Source organism: uncultured Eubacterium sp., assembly GCF_934295145.1.
Lineage (GTDB): Bacteria > Bacillota > Clostridia > Lachnospirales > Lachnospiraceae > Eubacterium_I.
Genome location: NZ_CAKRAS010000008.1, coordinates 25743 through 42557, shown reverse-complemented (window position 1 = coordinate 42557; position 16815 = coordinate 25743). Strand labels below are relative to the sequence as shown.

Annotated in this window: 16 protein-coding genes; all 16 read left to right on the top strand. The window is 44.9% G+C overall.

The features are described from left to right. The 16 genes from Q0I54_RS02790 to Q0I54_RS02715 all read left to right on the top strand — a co-directional run bounded on the left by Q0I54_RS02790 (position 1) and on the right by Q0I54_RS02715 (position 16812). Entirely contained in the window at positions 1-783 is a 783-nt protein-coding gene (locus Q0I54_RS02790) for an A24 family peptidase (protein ID WP_296116251.1), read from the top strand. A gap of 19 nt (positions 784-802) precedes the next feature. Then, positions 803-1996, top strand: coding sequence for a type II secretion system F family protein (locus Q0I54_RS02785; protein WP_296116249.1), 1194 nt, complete (start codon positions 803-805; stop codon positions 1994-1996). A 36-nt stretch (positions 1997-2032) separates the two neighbouring features. Next, positions 2033-3457 (top strand): hypothetical protein, encoded by a 1425-nt coding sequence (locus Q0I54_RS02780; protein ID WP_296116248.1) that lies wholly within the window; start codon positions 2033-2035, stop codon positions 3455-3457. Continuing rightward, positions 3457-4167: a hypothetical protein gene (locus Q0I54_RS02775; RefSeq protein ID WP_296116247.1), complete on the top strand. Its 711-nt coding sequence runs from the start codon at positions 3457-3459 to the stop codon at positions 4165-4167. The genes Q0I54_RS02780 and Q0I54_RS02775 overlap by 1 nt, the downstream gene beginning before the upstream one ends. Before the next feature lie 30 nt (positions 4168-4197). Then, entirely contained in the window at positions 4198-5874 is a 1677-nt protein-coding gene (locus Q0I54_RS02770; protein WP_296116245.1) for a GspE/PulE family protein, read from the top strand. Between the two features lie 34 nt (positions 5875-5908). Continuing rightward, entirely contained in the window at positions 5909-6979 is a 1071-nt protein-coding gene (locus Q0I54_RS02765; protein WP_296116244.1) for a type IV pilus twitching motility protein PilT, read from the top strand. A 159-nt stretch (positions 6980-7138) separates the two neighbouring features. Then, positions 7139-8551 carry an SH3 domain-containing protein gene (locus Q0I54_RS02760; protein WP_296116242.1) on the top strand — a complete coding sequence of 471 codons (1413 nt, stop codon included), beginning with the start codon at positions 7139-7141 and terminating at the stop codon, positions 8549-8551. Positions 8552-8723: 172 nt separating this feature from the next. Continuing rightward, a complete protein-coding gene (locus Q0I54_RS02755) occupies positions 8724-9167 on the top strand; it encodes a hypothetical protein (RefSeq protein WP_296116240.1) in 444 nt (147 codons plus the stop codon). A gap of 71 nt (positions 9168-9238) precedes the next feature. Beyond that, positions 9239-10012 (top strand): pseudouridine synthase, encoded by a 774-nt coding sequence (locus Q0I54_RS02750; protein ID WP_296116238.1) that lies wholly within the window; start codon positions 9239-9241, stop codon positions 10010-10012. A gap of 3 nt (positions 10013-10015) precedes the next feature. Continuing rightward, complete coding sequence (gene ligA, locus Q0I54_RS02745) at positions 10016-12031, top strand: NAD-dependent DNA ligase LigA (protein WP_296116237.1); 2016 nt, start codon at positions 10016-10018, stop codon at positions 12029-12031. Between the two features lie 27 nt (positions 12032-12058). Beyond that, positions 12059-13531 (top strand): chromate transporter, encoded by a 1473-nt coding sequence (locus Q0I54_RS02740; RefSeq protein ID WP_296116235.1) that lies wholly within the window; start codon positions 12059-12061, stop codon positions 13529-13531. Between the two features lie 79 nt (positions 13532-13610). Beyond that, positions 13611-13994: an Asp23/Gls24 family envelope stress response protein gene (locus Q0I54_RS02735; RefSeq protein WP_296116233.1), complete on the top strand. Its 384-nt coding sequence runs from the start codon at positions 13611-13613 to the stop codon at positions 13992-13994. Positions 13995-14077: 83 nt separating this feature from the next. Beyond that, on the top strand, positions 14078-14473 hold the full coding sequence (gene nusB / locus Q0I54_RS02730; RefSeq protein ID WP_296116232.1) for a transcription antitermination factor NusB: 396 nt from the start codon (positions 14078-14080) through the stop codon (positions 14471-14473). A 17-nt stretch (positions 14474-14490) separates the two neighbouring features. Beyond that, on the top strand, positions 14491-15687 hold the full coding sequence (gene xseA, locus Q0I54_RS02725) for an exodeoxyribonuclease VII large subunit (protein ID WP_367270772.1): 1197 nt from the start codon (positions 14491-14493) through the stop codon (positions 15685-15687). A 1-nt stretch (position 15688) separates the two neighbouring features. Then, the gene (xseB, locus tag Q0I54_RS02720; RefSeq protein ID WP_296116228.1) at positions 15689-15910 is read left to right on the top strand and encodes an exodeoxyribonuclease VII small subunit; all 222 of its coding nucleotides are present in this window, start codon (positions 15689-15691) and stop codon (positions 15908-15910) included. Between the two features lie 11 nt (positions 15911-15921). Then, positions 15922-16812, top strand: a complete 891-nt coding sequence (locus Q0I54_RS02715) for a polyprenyl synthetase family protein (RefSeq protein ID WP_367270771.1) — start codon at positions 15922-15924, stop codon at positions 16810-16812. Positions 16813-16815: the final 3 nt, after the last annotated feature.

Below are 16815 nucleotides of genomic sequence, written 5' to 3'. Positions count from 1 at the left end.
ATGTTAGCAGTAGTAGAAGTGATAATATATGTGATACGGTTTTTTTTTGGAGCCTGTATCTTCAGTTTTTTGAATGTAGTAATAGACAGGATGCCCCGTCAGGAAAGTATTGTTAAGGGGCGGAGCCATTGTACCAATTGTGGCAGGGAACTGAAAGGATTGGAGTTGGTCCCATGTATCAGTTATCTTTGTCTTGGTGGAAAGTGCAGAACCTGCGGGGGGAAGATCCCCTGGAGAGATTTTCTGGTGGAAGTAGCCGGAGGCGCAGTATTTATCGGCTGCGGAATATATTTTGGCTGTGGACTTTCGGGAATTATTTCCCTGAAAGGTGCAGTGATTTTTGCTTATTTGGGAATATTGCTTGTGGTAGCCCTAATCGATCAGGATACACAGATGATATATGATAGATTTCACATTATGATCCTTGTTTTGGCGGTGTGTGCAGTATGGGTGTTTCCGGAGCATGGAATTGGAAGCCGTCTGCTGGGGGCTGTGGTGATTTCAGTACCAATGCTGATATTGGCGCTGATCATTCCGGGAGCTTTTGGGGGCGGAGATATTAAACTGATGGCTGCATCGGGACTGTTCCTGGGAACGGGAGCTACCGTATGTGCCATGTTTATCGGGCTTCTTACCGGAGGCGGTTATGGAGCTTTTATGTTGTTAAGTGGAAAATTGAAAAGGAAAGATCATTTTGCATTCGGTCCGTTCCTGGCTGTGGGACTGGCTGTTTCTGCATTTGTGGGAGACCGTATTGTAAAATGGTATCTGGGAAAATTATAGACAGAAAGGAATTCAGAAGATGGCACGTTTTCGATATGTCGCAAAAGACATGAAAGGAAAAAAGCATAAGGGAACGCTGGAGGCGGCTGCTGAGAATGCCCTACAGCAGCAGTTGCGTGAAGACGGACTTTTTCTGATCAGTGCAAAAAATTTAACGGAGAGCCGTGGTTATCAGAAATTAAAGGCAAAACAACTTGCGGTATTCTGCAGGGAGCTGTCAACGCTTCTGGCTTCCGGAGTGACACTTGTAAGGGCACTTGATATTATTTCAGAGCAGGAGGGAATCACAGCGGGTGAGCGTGTGATCTACAAAGATATCCTGCAGGATCTGAAGAAAGGTACTCCATTATCAGAGGCAATGGAGACGAAAAAATGTTTCCCAGATCTGATGATCGGGATGATTCGTTCTGGCGAGGGAAGTGGAAACATTGATCAGGTAACCGGACGTCTGGCGGTTCAATATGAAAAGGATTATAAGTTGACGCAGCAGGTAAGGTCAGCAATGACATATCCGTGTATTTTACTTATTTTGTGTGTGGCTATCGTTATTTTGATCGTGACATTTATTTTGCCACAGTTTCAGTCATTATTTGACCAGCTGGATCAACTGCCGTGGATGACAACGGTATTGATCAATTGTTCGGATTTTCTTACGAAACGCTGGTATATAGCACTGATCATCGTATTTGCCATTGTTATGGTAATCCGCCTGATCGCAGGCATTCCGGGCGTACGTAAAACGCTGGATCGTGGAAAAGTGAAGATGCCTTTGTTTGGCAATCTGTTTCAGGTTATCTATACGGCACGTTTCGCACGCATACTAAGCAGCCTTTATACAAGTGGAATGCCGATTACTATGGCTATCGCAACTGCAGGGAAAACCATTGGAAACGCCTATGTGGAAGAACAGTTTGGTGAGGTGGTTACGAAGGTGCGCAGCGGTGTGCCATTGTCTCAGGCTCTTCATATGGTGGATGGCATTCAGAAGAAACTGGCCAGTACAGTACAGATTGGCGAAGAGAGCGGCCGGCTGGATCTGATGCTGGATTCCATCGCGGCAACGCTGGAGGATGAGGCAGAGCAGGCGACTAAGCGTATCGTAACACTGATGGAGCCGATCCTGATCATCGTTATGGCTGTGATCGTTGGATTTATCATGATGGCGGTAATGCTGCCAATCTATGAATCCTATTCAGCTATTGAAAATTCATAAAATGGATACACCAGATAAAATGGAGGATAAATACAGATGAGTGATACAGTAATAGTAATACAGGACGAGTGTATCCTTGTTGCTTCCGGAAAAGCCGGAAAGCCGCCAAAGGTACAGGAGGTAGAGCGGATTCCTCTCAACGGATTCGGGAATCCTATCGAACTTTGGAAGGAAGCGCTTCGGGAATATACACAGAAGCATCATCCGGGACCGGTGAAAATGGTATTTCCATCTTCTTATAGTTCCAGCCGTATTACGCAGATCCCATATGCAACCGGAAAAGAGCTGACCCGCATGGCAGAAAACATTGTGGCGGAAACGGAAGGAGATTCCGTTATGGATTATTCTGTAATTTCGGCTGATCGAAAAAATGGTGTTACCCTTTGCTGTGGAAGTGCCGATGATGCGATCATTACACAGGTAATAGAATTCTGCCGCGAGATCGGACTTCCTGTCCGTGAGATTACCGTCTATGTTGAGGGGTATCTGCGGGTGATGGCGCATCAGAAAAGCCATAGCTGTGAGACTGCCATTTACCTGCTTTTTGAAGAAAACAGTGTGACAAGTCTGTTGTATCGGGAAGGGATATATCTGTACTCTACAAAGAGCCGGATTTTCAGTGAACGCGGTACTTTGGATTTTGGAACAGAGATTGTTCGTCTGATCTCCGGTATTTTACAGTTTTATGCAACAACGAAATCTGAGGTTCCGATCACAGATGTCTATTATGCAGGTTGTCAAACCGATGATTTTGAGGTCAGTGTGGAGGGCATTCATAACATGCAGCTGGAAGCACATCCGTTGAAGATTGACCTGAATTTTTCTGCAGCGGAAAATGCGGAAGACTGGCTGGCTTGTATCGGTGCTCTGATGAAAGAAAAAACGAAAGAGATCAATCTGTATCAGGTATGGTGCTGCACCCATGAAGAGGGAACGGTGAAAACAAAAAATACGGCGAAGCAGATTATATATCCGCTGGTTATATTTGGAATTTGTGCAGTGTTATACGCGGGTCTGTCAGTATGGAATCTGGCAGAAGCACATAAGACAGCTGCCATTGAGGACTGGATCAATGATTCCCAGGTACAGGAAGAATACAGTAAAGCACTTGCTAAAGAGACAGAGAGTGAAAAACTGGCAACACAATTGAGTCAGGTAGCGCAGATGAAACAGAATCTTGATACATATCCGGATCTGACAGAGGAAATGCTGGAAAAAATCGTGGATGTAGGCGGTAATGATATGTCTGTGCGTGTACAGTCACTGGATATGTCGACCGGTACGCTGACTTTTCATGCAGTGAGCCGCAAAGTTATTGACATCCCGAATTATATTCAAAAGCTGGATGATACCGGATTGTTTGATTCTGTGAATTACAGTGGTTACAGTTATGATGGCGGAGAGTATTCCCTGATGCTTTCCTGTGTATTGAAAGCAGAAGAAGCCGGAGGTGAGCAGTAATGAAAATCAGTATGGAATTAAGACCGAAGGATATTTTCCTTTTGAAAGTGCTGGCCTGTGTGCTGGTAGCATTTTTTATGATCCGGTTTCTTATTTTTCCGGCCATAGATAAGCATATGGATCTGTCCGACCAGCGGACCGAGGTGGAAGCAGAGCAGCAGGAAATGCAGGATGTAATGGATCGGACAGGCAATCTTGATGTGAAGATTGCAAAACAGCAGGAATTGTTGCAGGCTACGAAAGAAGGCTATTATGATCTGCTGGAAAATCGACAGGTAGATGAACTGGTTACGGGAATCGTGCTGGACCATAATCTGTTCCCGGTGTATCTGAATATTACCGGGACAGCTCCGGGGGTTCCGTCTGCATATGTATTATCAGAAGTGAATAATGCAGAGGCAACAACGGATACAACGGATGTGGAAAGCACAGAGGTAGAGGATACTTCGGACAGTGCAGAAACTGCACAGGAAGAGGGGAGGACTGTGCCACAGGCGGCTGATGTCAACACTACATCCGTGGATGTGACAGTTCAGGGAAATGAAACGGAAATCCGGGCATTTCTGGATGATGTCGCCAATAATTATCCGGGGATTCAGGTGACATCTTTTTCCATGCAGGAAAATGAGTATGTAAACAGTAGTCTGCAGACGGTTTCTCAGATGAGCTGTAACTGCACATTGGCGGTATACACCTGCGGAGAAAATTAGAAGCGTAAAACTTGAAGGAGAAATGAGTAAGTGAATACGAATCTGAGAATTGGAGATATTCTGATTGAAAAAGGATATGTAACAGAGGCGCAGATGCAGCAGGCGCTTGTATGGCAGAAGGAACATCGTGACAAACGAGTAGGTCAGATCTTGATGGAACTGGGATTTGTCTCGGAGACACAGGTGTTGGATGCGCTGGCCAGCAGACTGCATCTGGAAATTATAGATGTGGTACAGCAGACTGTGGAGCTTCAGGCAGTTGGTATGGTAAACCGCGAACTGTGTGAGAAAAATCTGATTCTTCCGCTCAGCGTTCAGGGACACAATATGACTATCGTTACAAACGATCCGCTGAACTATTTTGCATTGGAGGAAGTACGACAGCAGACCGGCTGCCAGCTGCAGATTTATCTGAGTGAGGAAGAACCCCTGCGAAAAGCTGTTTCTTATTATTTTGCAGAGGTCAGTGCCAGAAAAGCAGCGACGCAGGCAAATGTAGATTTTGCCATTCCGGAGGCGGAAGAACTGGCCATTGAGGATTTGGGGGCCGGAGATGATGAAGCACCGATCATTCGACTGCTGAACAGTCTGATCGAGCGTGCAATCAAATCAGAAGCAAGTGATATTCATATCGAGCCTTTTGAGACAGAGACGAAAGTACGAATGCGAATTGATGGTGTGATCATGGAATATGTAACGATTCAGAGACATATCCATGCACCGCTGATCGCCCGTATTAAGATTTTGTCAAATCTGGATATTGCAGAGAAACGAATTCCACAGGATGGACATTTTCGTGTCAATCTGGAAGGCGGAAGTGTAAATATTCGTGTATCTGTATTGCCGACAGTATTTGGTGAAAAAGCAGTACTGAGAATCATGGCTGCGACTACTCATATGGATCATGCAGATCATTTTGGTATGGATGATTACAGCTATAACCAGTTTGCACCGATGCTGAACCGTCCGAACGGAATTATTTATATTACCGGACCGACAGGAAGCGGTAAATCCACGACGTTATATATGGTGCTGGATTATCTGTCCAGCAGAAATGTCAATATTTCCACCATCGAGGATCCGGTGGAAAAAAATATGGCTGGAATCAATCAGACACAGGTAAATCCAGTAGCAGGGCTGACCTTTGATGTGGGTCTGCGAGCCCTGATGCGCCAGGATCCAGATATCATCATGGTAGGTGAGACCCGAGACGGAGAGACCGCAGGTACTTCCGTCCGTGCAGCAATCACCGGTCATATGGTGTTGAGTACGTTGCATACCAATGATGCGGTTTCCAGTATTGTCCGCCTGGAGGATATGGGAGTGGAAACGTATCTGGTGGCCAATTCGCTGGTGGGACTGGTGGCACAGCGTCTGATGCGTAAAGTGTGTCCAAAATGCGGTGTGGAGATGGAGACAACCGAACAGGAACAGATTTTTCTTGGAGAAGATGTCAAAAAAGTGCGTCGCGGTGTTGGATGTGCGCACTGTAATCATACTGGTTACAGCGGACGAATTGCGGTGCATGAGATTGTTTCAATTGATAACGAAATCCGCCGTATGATCATCAATCATAATACAGTAGAAGAAATCACAGCATATGCGAAAGAACACCAGCACATGCGTACGTTAAAGGAAAGTGGCCTGAATCTGGTAAAAGAGGGTGTGACCACACCGGAAGAATTGTTAAAAATCAGTTATCAGTAGGAACTGACAGATAGAGAAAGAGAGGTCTGACAGTATGGCAGATGGCAGTTTACAGCTGACCGTAGATGCAATCATACGGGAAGCACGGGAGAAACAAGCATCGGATATTCATATTTCAGAAGGAATGCCGGTCTGGTACCGGATCAACGGAAAACTGATTCCGGCACAGACACAGTTCCCAGCAGATGAAATAACGGGTATGCTGTATGCCATGATGCCGGACAGGCAGAGAATGCTGTTTGAACAGGGAAAGGATGCCGATTTCTCTTTTCAGACGACAGATGGAAAACGGCAGAGAGTGAATGTGTTCCGGCAGCAGAAAAAAATGGCAGCAACCATCCGGCTGCTGAATGCATCAATTCCGACATTGGAAGAACTGAAGATGCCGACCGTTCTCTATGAAATGGCGAAATCCCCTCGTGGATTGATCCTTGTTACCGGGCCGACGGGAAGTGGAAAATCCACAACGCTGGCCGCTATGATCGAATATATGAATCAGTACAGTGACCGGCATATTATTACAATTGAAGATCCGGTTGAGTATGTCTATGAAAGCAAACAGTCTCTGATTCATCAGAGGGAAGTAGGAGACGATGTATCCGATTTTGCATCAGCTCTGCGCAGTGCCCTGCGTGAAGATCCGGATGTGATCCTTGTGGGAGAGATGCGTGACTATGAAACAATCCAGGCTGCACTGATGGCGGCAGAAACCGGACATCTTGTACTTTCCACGCTTCATACAACCGGAGCGGCACAAACCGTGGAGCGAATTATTGATGCATGTCCGGCAGAAGGACAGAATCAGGTTCGGATTCAGCTGGCTGGTACGTTGAGAGGAATTGTCAGTCAATGTCTGATCCCGTGTGGCGGAGGCGTGACGAGAATTGCGGGTACAGAGCTTCTGGTCGCTACGGATGCGATTTTGAACCTGATCCGTGAGGGCAAAACGCATCAGATTTCCACCATGATGCAGTCCGGAGCAGCACTCGGCATGCATACGCTGAATGCGGATCTGGTCCGGCTCATGCAGCAAGGGTATATAACAAGAGAGGACGCATTTGTATATACCAATAACCGGGCGGAACTGGAGTCGACACTGCGGTAGAAGCAGGAGGAATCATTACATGATCCAGGTTTTTAACACAAGATAAACAGAGTTTAATGAAAAGTGGACAAATGTGATTATTTCATAAACTTTTTTTAAATACCTAGACGTATTTTATCCTCTGTGGTATTATGTTAGGCGAACTATCGGAGGTAAGATATGTCAGAATTTGATAAGAAAAAAACAACAGATAATAATATAAAAAACAGTGATACAGAGTATGAAATCCCGGACATTGTAACAGGAGAAGAAAAGAAAACTGAATATAAAAAAGGCAAAAAAGGAAAAACGGAGCATTCACAGAAGCATGTCTTTGAGACCAGACTGCACCATCATCGTAAAAAAGATAAAGAAAAAGATGAGATTTTCGATGATCTGGAGTTTATTTCGGAAGAAACCGTAAAAGATAAATCCCGTATGGCAGGTGCGAAGTCCGATTCTCATCATATGGCATCGAAGAAAAAGACAATGCGTCGCAGCCTAGATGAATCCGAAGCGAAAAAAGAAAAATCCATCGCTTTTATGCGCAGAAATATTGCTTTTGTCGGTATTGGATGTCTGGTTGTAGTTGTAGTGATCTGTGCAATCGTGATTGGTGTAAAGAGTATGAAAGCAAAGAAAGCTGCCAATAAAGATCTTGCATTATCTGCTCAGGAATATGAGACAGATCAGTATACAGAAATCAACGCACTGATTGAAAATTATTATGCAGCATATGCATCCGGCAACACCGGTGAGATGCTTACATATGCAAATCCGATTTCTGATAAAGAAAAAACATATATCACCATGTACAGTCAGTACATAGAAAAATTTGATAATATAACCTGTTATACAAAAACAGGTGCGGATGATCATTCTTTCATCGTATCGGTAGCATTTGATCTGAAGTATAAAAATGTAGATACTGCAGCACCTGGACTTGATTTCTTCTATGTGACAACAAATGACAAAGGTGAGTATTATATTGATAATATATACAGTCCATTTAACTTACAGTATCAGGAGAATCCTATGGATGATACGATTCTTCAGCTGATCAGTGATTATCAGAACGGTGAAGATGTCATTGCCCTGCAGGCAAATGTCCAGACCCGTTATGAGGATGCTGTTAATTCAGATGAAAATCTGAAAAATATGGTGGAAGTGACTCTGACAAATGCGATCAGCGAGTGGAATACACAGCAGCAACAGGAAGCGGACCAGAAAGCACAGGAGGCAGCTCAGCAGGTAGCACAGCAGGAACAGGAAGCAGCTCAGCAGCAGTCCGCACAGGATCAGCAGGCGCAGGAAGCAGCTCAGCAGCAGTCCGCACAGGATCAGCAGGCGCAGGAAGCTGCTCAGCAACAGCAGACAACGGATACGACAGAAACTGAGCAGAAAGCATGGGTATATGCAACGGAAACAATGAATATCCGTCAGGAGCCGAATGAGCAGTCCACAGTACTAGCATCCGCAATCCAGGGTTCTGAACTTCGTCAGCTTGCAGTGACAGCAAACGGATGGAGTAAGGTAAAAACCGGCGATATCGTGGGATATGTAAAGACAGAATATGTTACAACCCAGCAGTAATGTTTTGGACCGTATTACAAAAGAAATAAAAAGAGGGGACAGGTTGACTGTTCCCTTTTGATATGTGTGTAAAATATGAGAAAACAGGATCATTAACGGCATGTAATGGACGGGAATGGAATATTTTACAGTAAGATGACAATACTAACTCTAAAAAAGAGGAGGTTTTGCCATGACACAGAAAGACGAGAATGATCTGCTTCATGAAATCTGCAGAAATTCCAGCATGGGTGTGGATGCCATTCATGAGGTGTTAAAAGATATTTACGATGAGGAATTTGCCTATGAACTGAATGTGCAGGCTGACAAAATGGAACAGTTTGGACGGAAAGCGGGCATGCGCCTGCGGGCAAACGGCAGTGAACCTGCGGAACCGAAACCAATCGCTACAGCGATGCTGAAAACGTCGATTAAAATGCGGAAGACATTGCAGAATAAGACAGAAGATGTCGCTGACATGATCGGAAAAGGAAATGAACGCGGTGTGAAAGAATTGAAACATGCGATTCATAAATACCGGGATGCAGGCATTTTTGCAACAGAGCTGGCAAAAGAAATGGTGGATTTTGAAGAGGATAATCTGAGAAAAATGCAGACGTATCAGAAAGATTCTTGAGAAAAGACGGATGGATGAAGAAACGGCTGCATACAGCGAAATGTATGGAACAATAGAAAGCGAAGGACAGAATGGATACACAGAAGAAAGAAGTTCAGGCGGGAATCCGCATAAATAAGTATCTGAGCGAAGCCGGGGTATGCTCCCGGCGCGCGGCAGATCGGGAAATTGAAAACGGAAATGTATGGCTGGACGGCCGCAAAGCCGTGACCGGAGACCGTGTACTGCCGGGAATGCGGGTTACTTTTTGCGGAAAAGATGTGCGGCCGGAGACAGAAGAGATCATGATCGCGTTTCACAAACCGGTGGGAATTGTGTGTACAGCGGAAAAACGGGAAAAGAACAATATTATTGATTTTATCAATTATCCGAAACGGATTTATCCGGTGGGACGCCTTGATAAAGATTCTGAGGGGCTGATTCTGCTGACAAATCAGGGAGAGCTGGTCAATAAGATGATGCGGGCAGGAAACTATCATGAGAAAGAATATGTGGTTACTGTAAATCAGAAGATTGCGCCGGAATTTTTAGATCAGATGCGTGGCGGCCTGTATCTGGAAGAACTGGATGTACATACCAGACCGTGTAAAGTGACGAAAGTAAATGACCGGACATTTCGCATTATACTGACTCAGGGATATAACCGTCAGATCCGCAGAATGTGTGAGACATGCGGATACCGTGTCACTAAACTGGTGCGCACCAGAGTGATGAATATTTTACTTGGGGATTTACAGCCGGGAACTTATCGGGAACTGACAGCCGAGGAGATGAATACGCTGAAAAAGCTGACAGCAAAATCATACAGTGCGCCGAAGGGGACTAAGCCAGGAAAGAGGAGTTAGGAAATGGAACAGACAATGAAACAGGTGCAGGCACAGCTTGATGCGCTGCGCCAGAAAATCGAATATCACGGCAACCGATATTACAATATGGACGATCCGGAAATCACCGATTATGAATATGACATGATGATGCAGGAACTGAAAAAGCTGGAGAAGGAGCATCCAGAACTTATCACACCGGATTCTCCGACGCAGAAAGTCGGTGGAACAGCAAAACGTACCGCCGGTGTACTGGTGCGTCATAATGTGCCGATGCTGAGCCTGCAGGATGTATTTTCCAAGGAAGAGGTATATGCATTTGTGGAGGAAATGCAACAGCAGTTAGAACATCCGGAATTTGTGGTAGAGTATAAAATTGACGGTCTTTCCATGGCACTCCGCTATGAAGAGGGCGAATTAAAGCTGGCGGTCACTCGTGGTGACGGTATCATTCAGGGTGAGGATGTGACCGCCAATGCCAAAGTGATCCGTGATGTAAAGAAAAAGATGAAAGATCCGCTGCCATATATTGAAATTCGCGGCGAAGTATATATGAAGAATGCGGATTTTGAAAAAGTAAATGAAATGCAGGAAATGCTTGGAAAGAAAACCTTTGCAAATCCGAGAAACTGTGCGGCAGGCACTCTGCGCCAGTTAGACAGCAGCATTACAAAACAGCGAAAATTGTCCATGTTTATTTTTAATGTACAGGAAGTGCGTGGACATGAGTTTAAGACACATGTAGAAGGTTATGAGTATCTGAAAAAACAGGGAGTTCCAGTTATTGATGATTATTGTGTCTGTCATACAGCGGATGAAGTCTGGGATGCTATTTGCAAGATTGGAGAAAACAGAGGAAATCTGTCCTATGATATTGATGGTGCGGTTGTAAAGATCAACTCTATTACTGACCGTGAGATTTTAGGAGCAACTTCCAAAGTTCCTCGCTGGGCCATCGCGTACAAATATCCGCCGGAAGAGAAAGAATCGAAATTGCTGGATATCGAGCTTTCTGTGGGAAGAACCGGCAGGATCACGCCGACCGCTATTTTTGAACCGGTGCGTCTGTGTGGCACTTCCGTATCCCGTGCGACACTGCACAATCAGGATTTTATTAATGATCTGGATATTGGAATCGGCGATACTATTGTTGTGTATAAGTCTGGTGAAATTATTCCGAAAATCAAGGAGGTGCGGAAAGAAAAACGACCAGAGGGATGGGTACGTTTCCAGATTCCGGATACCTGCCCGGTCTGCGGCGCAAAAACAGTCCGTGAAAAAGATACGGCGGATATCCGCTGCGTATCTCCTGATTGCCCGGCACAGTTAGAGCGGCATATCATTAACTTTGTCGGGCGTGATGCCATGGATATCAAAGGTTTTGGCGCAGTATATGTGACAGAACTGGTGCGACTTGGCTATATCCATGATATTGCAGACATTTATCATCTGAAGGAACATCGGGAAACGCTGATCGACCAGGGAATCATAGGAAAAGAGAAAAATACAGATAAACTGCTGGATGCCATTGAAAGCAGCAAACAAAACGAGCCGTTCCGCCTTCTGACCGGATTTGGTATTCAGAATGTCGGAAAGGCGGCAGCAAAAGCAATCATGCGTCAGTTTGGCAGTATCGAGGCACTGCAGCATGCCGGAAAAGAAGCATTGCTGGAGGTCAACGATATCGGAGAAGTCAGTGCGGAATGCATTTTGAAATATTTTGCCAGTGAAAAAAATCAGAAGATTATTGCCCGGTTGAAAGAGGCCGGTGTCAATATGAAAATGCCAGAATCAGAGGAAATGGGAGATTTGCTGGCGGGAATGACAATTGTTGTAACGGGTACGCTGCCGACCCTTGGCAGAAAAGAAGCCCAGGAGCTGATTGAGAAAAATGGTGGAAAAGCAGCCGGAAGTGTTTCGAAGAAAACCAGTTATGTACTGACCGGTGAGAATGCCGGAAGCAAGTTGAACAAAGCGCAGGATCTCGGTATTCCGGTGATCAGTGAAGCGGAATTTTTAGAGATGATCCAGAAAGCGTAAGCCTGTCAAATAAGAGAATTTGATCATATGAAGAAAAGAAAGCAAAAGAATAAAAAAAATCTGAATATGAAAAAATTACTGAGCACCATGTTTAAAATCGGATGTATCGGTTTTGGCGGAGGATCAGCACTGGTACCGGTGATCGAATCAGAGGTTGTTTATGAGAAAAAACTGATCGATAAGGAAGAATATACGAAAGACGTGGTTGTGGCGAATATCACGCCGGGAGCTCTTCCGGTGGAAGTAGCCGCCGGTGTGGGTCGGAAAGTCTGTGGCATTCCGGGAATGATCCTGTCAGCGCTGCTGATGGGACTGCCGGGTACATTCCTGACGGTGCTGCTTTTGATGATGATCAACAGTTCCGGAAATCTGGTGCTACGCCAGATCCTTTTTGCATCAGCAGGCGTGACGGCGTATATCATTTATATGTTGCTTATGTATGCCAAGGGGACTTTTCGGGAAGGCAGGGAAAGTGGAACAGCAAAAAGCGGAATGACTTTTATGCTCCTTGTTTTTTTGCTGACTTCCGGAAAAGAAATATTTCAGCTATTTGGAATTAAGCGGACACCGATTTTTGACATATCAACGATTGATGTGTTGTGTGTAGCATTTTTTATCATTTTCTTTACCGGAGGAAGATTCCGCTGGAGCAGGATCGTGATTTCCGGAGCAGTCACGGTGTTGTATTGCCTTTGTGTCGGGAAAATGCATCTGATCAGCAGTCCGGAAGTATTGTGGGTGCTCAGAGCAGTAATGTCAATACTGGCGATTTACGGAATTTACAGTAGTATTGAGGGAAAAATACCATTTTCATGGAATAAGCTGATAAATCTGTTAAAAGAAGAAATCTCCTGGGCACTGTTTTTTTTGATTTTGTCGTTTCCGGCTCTGATTTGCTTTGGAGATACCATACGATTCGCAATCCGGGGATTGATCTCTGCAATTATATCTTTTGGTGGTGGAGATGCGTATCTGGCGGTAGCAAATGGTCTTTTTGTCAATACCGGAATGATCAGTCATGATGATTTTTATTTTAAGATCGCATCTGTGGCGAACGGACTTCCGGGATCAATTTTGTGTAAGATACTGACCGGGGTTGGATACATACTTGGATGTGAGAGTGGTGGAACGTGGTGCGGTATTTTCGTGGCACTGTGCGGCTTTTCCTGCAGTATTGCAGCTTCCGGCGGCACATTTTCCGCTGTGGTGTACATTTATGAACAGTTTGAAAATTTAAGGATTTTCCATGTGCTGCAGACCTATATGCGTCCGATCGTGTCAGGACTGCTTCTGACAGTTGGAACATCCATGTTTTATCAGAATATGGAAATTACCAGCTGGTATGCGTGGCCGGCGAAGACAATGGTATTGCTGACGCTTGGCATTATCCTGCTGAATATTTTCTGGCGCAGGCGGGGCGTGGTGCGTCCGCTGCAAAGCGTATTGTTTTCCGCGGCGGTCTCTCTGATCGTATGTAACGTGTTTGCTTCAATCCTGTAAAAAATAAGTTTTCAAACGGGAAATAATTTGGTATACTAGATAATAATGAAAAGTGAATTATATTTTAGGAGGTTTTTCCATGGCTGAAGATAGAAAAGGATTAAAAATCAAAGAAGACGGACTTGGTGAAGTTCAGATCGCAGAAGAAGTCATCACAATCATTGCAGGACTTGCTGCCACAGAAGTAGAGGGTGTCTGCTCTATGGGTGGAAATATCACAAAAGAGCTGGTTAGTCGTCTTGGTATGAAGAACCTGTCCAAAGGTGTGCGTGTGGAAGTGACAGAGGAAGGAAAGATCGAAGTATATGTGACGATCAATATTGCTTACGGTTATGCAATCCCGGCAGTATCCGGCAATGTACAGGAGAAAGTAAAAACAGCAATTGAGAATATGACAGGGCTTGAGGTATCCGGTGTAAATGTCAGAATTGCAGATGTTGACATGAAAAATGCAGTCGAGTAGGGCAACCTACTCGATTTGTGAGTAAATACTTCTGTCAGACAGAGATGGAGTGTACTCAAATGAGGAAAAATATGGAGGATAACATGAGCCGAAGAGAAGTGAGAGAACAGATTTTTAAAATTCTGTTTGGAGTAGAATTTCACAGCGCCGAAGAGTTAGATGAGCAGATTGCGCTGTATATGGAAGAACTTGGAGAGGTACGTCAGAAAGATTCTGATTATATTTTAAATAAGGTACACAGCATTGTAGAGCATCTGGATGATCTGGATGCAACTTTAAATGCAGCATCCAAAAACTGGAAAACAAGCCGTATGGCGAAAGCAGAACTTTCTATTCTGCGTCTGGCAGCCTACGAGATCAAATATGAGGAAGATATTCCGGTATCGGTATCTATCAATGAGGCCGTTGAACTGGCAAAATTATACGGATCTGATCAGGGACCGGCATTTGTAAACGGAATTTTATCCGGACTGGCATGAGACGGAATGTCTATTCTGTGGGGCAGGTAAATTCTTATATACAGAATATGTTCGCACAGGATTTTATGATGAGCCATATTGCGGTGCGGGGGGAGATATCGAACTGTAAATATCACAGTTCCGGACACATTTATTTTACCTTGAAAGATGAGACTGGCGTACTCAAAGCTGTGATGTTTCGCAGCAATACAGTCAAGGGATTGTCTTTTCATATGGATGTGGGTGACCGTGTTGTTGTTCTGGGAGAAATTCATATTTATGAGCGCGACGGACAGTATCAGTTGTATGCGCAACAGGTGACCCGTGATGGTGTTGGAATCCTCTATCAGAAATTTATGGAGCGAAAAAAAGAACTCGAAGAGATGGGAATGTTTGCGCAGGAATATAAGCGGGACATTCCCCGTTATGCGTTCCGCATCGGTGTGGTGACAGCGCCAACCGGAGCGGCAATCCGTGATATTCAGAATATTTCCCGTCGCAGAAATCCTTATGTACAGCTGCTTTTGTATCCTGCACTGGTGCAGGGGGAAGGTGCGGCTGCATCCATTGTACAGGGAATCTATGCGATGGAGGAGAAAAATGTAGATGTGATCATCGTCGGACGAGGCGGCGGATCGATGGAAGACCTGTGGGCATTTAATGAAGAAATTGTCGCACGGGCTATTTTTGAATGTCCGATTCCGATCATATCTGCGGTTGGACATGAGACGGATTATACCATTGCAGACTATGTGGCAGATCTGCGAGCACCGACACCTTCCGCGGCAGCGGAGCTTGCCGTGTTTGATTACAAACAGATACAGGAACGATTGGATATGAGCGAGCAGACGCTGTTGTACCGGATGAATCAGCAGATGGAAATGGCAAGAAGCAGAGTACGGGAATATCAATTGCATCTGAAAGCGCTGCATCCGAAGAATCAATTGATGCAGAAGCGGCAGTATCTGACGGATCTGGAAGAAAATCTGGAGCGCAGCATGCAGGAGATTTTGCAAAAAAAACGGCATCAGCTGGAAATGTATGCAGCAAAACTGGACGGATGTTCCCCGTTGAAAAAATTGCAGGGACCATATGCATTTGTGAGTAAAGCGGATGGAAAGCCGATTCATTCTGTGGATGATGTGCAGATGGATGAACAGATCGAGGCACAGCTGCTGGATGGAAAAATCACGGCAAGAGTCTGTGGAACAGAGAAAAACGGAGTAGTGAAATAAAATGGAAACGACAGAATCAAAAGAAATCTCCTTAGAGGAAATGTTTGAACAACTGGATACGATCCTCGAACATATGGAAGATCCAGAACTTTCCCTGGAGCATGCTTTTGCATTATATGAGCAGGGAATGAAAAAAATACAGAACTGCAATCAGAAGCTGGATACCGTAGAGAAAAAAATGCTTCAGATCGCAGAGGATGGGACAGAAGTTCCTTTTGAATAAGAGAGGTGTGGATGATGGATATTAAGAAAGAGATTGCAGAGCATACCAGCCAGGTAGAGGAGATCATAAAAAAATATCTGCCGGAGGAGACCGGTTATCAAAAAAACGTGATGGAAGCAATGAATTATAGCTTTCTGGCAGGGGGCAAACGTCTGCGGCCAATGCTGATGCAGGAAACGTACCGGTTGTTTGGCGGAACATCCGATATCATTGAGCCTTTTATGGCTGCAATTGAGATGATTCATACTTATTCTCTGATCCATGATGATCTTCCGGCGATGGATAATGATGATTACCGTCGTGGAAGAAAAACAACCCATGTCGTTTATGGAGAAGCCATGGGAATCCTGGCTGGAGATGCATTGCTGAATTTTGCATTTGAGACAGCCTGCAAAGGACTGATGCAGGACGTCGGAAATCCTGCGGTAGCCAGAGCGCTTCAGATTCTTGCGCAGAAAGCGGGTATCTATGGTATGCTCGGCGGTCAGGTTGTGGATGTGGAATCCGAGGGACAGCCGCTGGAGCGGGAAAAACTGGATTTTATCTATGATCTGAAGACAGGAGCATTGATTGAAGCTTCCATGATGATCGGTGCTGTGCTTGCAGGGGCTTCCGAGGAAGAGCAACAGGTAATCTTACAGGTGGCAAAAGATGTGGGACTTGCGTTCCAGATTCAGGATGACATTCTGGACGTGACCAGTGACATTGAGACACTTGGTAAACCAATCGGCAGTGATGAGAAAAATCACAAAACAACATACGTAACCATCCGCGGACTGGCACAGGCCGAGAAGGATGTAGAAGAAATATCTGAGCGTGCATTAGAGGGAGTGGCATCGCTTTCAGAGAAAAATATATTCTTGAATGAACTGATCAGATATTTAATTCACAGAAAAAAATAGGGG